Source organism: Candidatus Xenohaliotis californiensis (assembly GCF_963930935.1).
Taxonomy (GTDB): domain Bacteria; phylum Pseudomonadota; class Alphaproteobacteria; order Rickettsiales; family CAWVOK01; genus Xenohaliotis; species Xenohaliotis californiensis.
Window position 1 is genome coordinate 1 of sequence record NZ_CAWVOK010000027.1, and the last position, 3,326, is coordinate 3,326.

At 28.6% G+C, this 3,326-nt stretch carries 5 protein-coding genes; all 5 read left to right on the plus strand.

Features of this window, described 5'->3' with window-relative positions; translation table 11 throughout:
- Nucleotides 1-889: aminotransferase class I/II-fold pyridoxal phosphate-dependent enzyme (locus tag AABI72_RS03675; protein WP_338364529.1), on the plus strand; the 889-nt coding region annotated here is incomplete at its 5' end.
- Nucleotides 874-1,530, plus strand: coding sequence for a hypothetical protein (locus tag AABI72_RS03680; protein ID WP_338364531.1), 657 nt, complete (start codon nucleotides 874-876; stop codon nucleotides 1,528-1,530). The genes AABI72_RS03675 and AABI72_RS03680, both read left to right, overlap by 16 nt.
- An 82-nt stretch (nucleotides 1,531-1,612) precedes the next feature.
- Nucleotides 1,613-1,801: a hypothetical protein gene (locus tag AABI72_RS03685; protein WP_338364533.1), complete on the plus strand. Its 189-nt coding sequence runs from the start codon at nucleotides 1,613-1,615 to the stop codon at nucleotides 1,799-1,801.
- 3 nt (nucleotides 1,802-1,804) lie between these two features.
- A complete protein-coding gene (locus tag AABI72_RS03690) occupies nucleotides 1,805-2,515 on the plus strand; it encodes a methyltransferase domain-containing protein (RefSeq protein ID WP_338364535.1) in 711 nt (236 codons plus the stop codon).
- A 70-nt stretch (nucleotides 2,516-2,585) separates the two neighbouring features.
- Nucleotides 2,586-3,206: a dethiobiotin synthase gene (gene bioD, locus AABI72_RS03695; protein WP_338364537.1), complete on the plus strand. Its 621-nt coding sequence runs from the start codon at nucleotides 2,586-2,588 to the stop codon at nucleotides 3,204-3,206.
- Nucleotides 3,207-3,326 lie beyond the last annotated feature (120 nt).

Below are 3,326 nucleotides of genomic sequence, written 5' to 3' on the forward strand. Positions count from 1 at the left end.
TCAAAACAAAGAAGATGCAATTATCTTTAACACTGGTTATCAAGGAAATTTATCAGCAGTTTCAGCAATTTTAAATAAAAAAGTACTAAAAAATGAACCATATGTGTTTTCTGACAGGTTAAATCACAACAGTTTACATACAGGGTGTGCCATAGCTATGATAAAGCAAATACGTTACAATCACTTGGATATGAAAAATCTTGAGAATTTATTAAAAAAATATCCATCAAGCAATAGGGCAAAATTTATTTTATCAGAAACTGTTTTTGGTATGGATGGAGATATGCTGGATATTCATAAAATGACCGAAATATCAGAAAAGTATAATGCTTTTCTATATCTTGATGAGGCACATTCAATAGGAGTATGTGGTAATGATGGCTATGGTATGATAGGTGATATGAGTAAGTATGTAGATTGTTGTTTTGGTACTTTTGGTAAAGCTATTGGTTGTGCCGGTGCTTATTTGGCGTGTAATACAGCAATTAAAAACTATCTTGTAAATAATTGCCCTGGTTTTATATATTCTACTGCCCTTCCACCACCAATAATTGGCGCAATTACTGCTGCTTGGGATGAGTTACCAAAGCTGTCAAGCACACGGAACAAGATAAAAACTTTAGCCAAGATGTTAAAATCATTGTTAGAAGATTTTGGCTTTCTATGCACTGGTGGAGCAACAAACATAATAAGCATTGTTATTCCTAATATTCAAAAACTTATAAAAATTAAAGAAGAATTACTTAAATTTGGCATATTGGTTACAATAGCTAGACCACCAACAGTGCCGATTAATAAATCTAGAATAAGAGTATCTATATGTGCTAGACATACTAAAAATGATATAGAATTTTTAGCTCAAAGTATAAAAAAATGTTACCAAATATAGTAATGTTTCATGGCTGGGGATTTAGTTCATTGTGCTGGCAAGATATATCAATTCAGTTAATACAAAGTGGATATAGAGTGCATGTCATAGATTATGGCTATTTTTCTGATCCTGAGATCAATTATGATATGCTAAAAAAACCATGGGTTGGAGTTGCTCATTCATTTGGATTGGTAAAAATGCTTTGCAATACAAATTTGCAGCACTGCATAGGAGTAATTAACATATCTGGTTTTAGCAACTTTGACACCAAAATTAAAGTAATAGAAAGAATGATTTCCTCATTTAAACAAAACCCTGTAGAAGTTTTGTATAATTTTTATATAAAATCTGGATTAAATGCAGAAAAAATTATCTCAATGCAACATATGAAAAAGCTAAATTATTCTTTGCTGTTGAAAGATTTATGCTGTATTTCTGAATTAAATATTAATTATCATATTAATATACCTATTATTAGTATATATATAGAAAATGACACAATTGTTTCCAAAAAAATGGCGGAGCAAACAAAACTTTTAAAACATGGATTCATTTTTTTATCAAAAGGTGGACATGCATCAATTGTAAATTTAGTTAATTTTTATTCTGCATTAATTAAAAATTTTGTTTGGCAAATTTTACTTAAAAAATATAAATGATAATAAATACTAGATACCCTTGTTTAAAAAAATTTTATTTTTATTATAGTAATATGATATGTAAGCTATATGTTTGATTATTATGAAAAATTTAGAGCAACAAGAGATCAAAGATTTGGATGCAAAAACGATAGAACAAGTAAAAAGAGAAGGGCATGTTTTGCACAAAGAAGGATTGAGATATCTTGGATCTATAAAAGATGGCACAACACCAGTACCAAGTGCTGCAGTAGATAAATCACAAGAAAAAAAATCTGGTGTTGATAGATAATTAATGCAATTTAACAAACACTCTCAAACTTATCACAGTCAATCATTCCTGCAACGCTTCACAGCACAGTCTTTAATGAATAAGCTTTACTTAATGCAATCACCAAAAAATATTTTAGAAATAGGATGTGGTTCTGGCAATTTAACTAAAATAATTAATCATAAATACCCAGAAAGCAATCTTTATGCCTTAGATATTTCACCTAAAATGTTACAGATAATACAAAATAACAAAAAACTCATGAAGAATAATATATATTTTGCTGCTGATGCTTGTAAAATTGTAACCAAAAAAAAAGTTGATTTATTATTATCTAATATGACTATGCAATGGATTGACACACTTGAAGATTCATTAATAAAACTTAGCAAAATTTGTAAAAATATGGCAATTTCAATTTTAATCGAAGGTAGTTTAAAAAACTGGAATAATTTATACAAATTATATGGTCATAAATCACCAGTATTAAATTTTCCAACAACAAACAATTTATATAAAATTTTTGCAAAGCTTGGTCTAAAAAATCAAATTATTACAGAGCAGGTAACACATTTTTTTATTAAGCCAATTTATTTTGCTAAACAAATAAAGCTACTTGGTGCATATAATAAATTAAATGATTGTTATGGTTTGTTAAAAATTATTAAAAACTATACACAAAGTATAGAAATTGAATACAACATTGCATATTGCTTGCTGTGGAACACATTTTAACTGTATTTCATGATTGCAGCTTATATTTTACCATATATAATAACAATTATTTAACTTATATATTTGTGTAATGAGGCCTATTTTTATAACAGGTACAGATACAGGCGTTGGCAAAACAACATTATCTGCTTGGTTGATTAAAATTAGTAATCATGTTTACTGGAAGCCAATTCAAACTGGGAAGGAAAATGATACAAAAACAGTTCAAAATATTACATTAGCACAAAGTGATAGATTTATTAATCCAATATATTCTTTCCCTAAACCAGCTTCGCCACATATAGCATCACAAGATCAGGGGGTGACTATTTCATTAGAGAAAATAATTGCAGCAATGCCAGCAGAAAAAAAATTAATAATAGAGGGAGCAGGTGGCGTTATGGTGCCAGTTAATCAACGAGAAATGATCATTGATTTGATCAAAGCACTAAACTCTAGGGTAATTATAGTATCCAAGACATTACTTGGAACAATAAATCATACATTACTAACAATCAAGGCTTTAAAAGATTATAATATATTTATTGCTGGAGTTGTATTAAATGGCACAATGGATTATGCTGTTGCACAGTCTATAATGCAGTATGGTAATATTGAAATTTTAGCAAATATACCCATGCTACCACATCTTTCTGTGCAAACAATATCTAATATTAAAGTCAATAAATCAATAGAGAAGATACTCAGATGAAATATGAACAGCTATTAGAAATAGATAAAAAACATATTTGGCATCCATTTACACATGCTAATACAAAAACTGATAACATACTAATAATAAAAGCAAAAGGTGCATATCTATTTGATCACA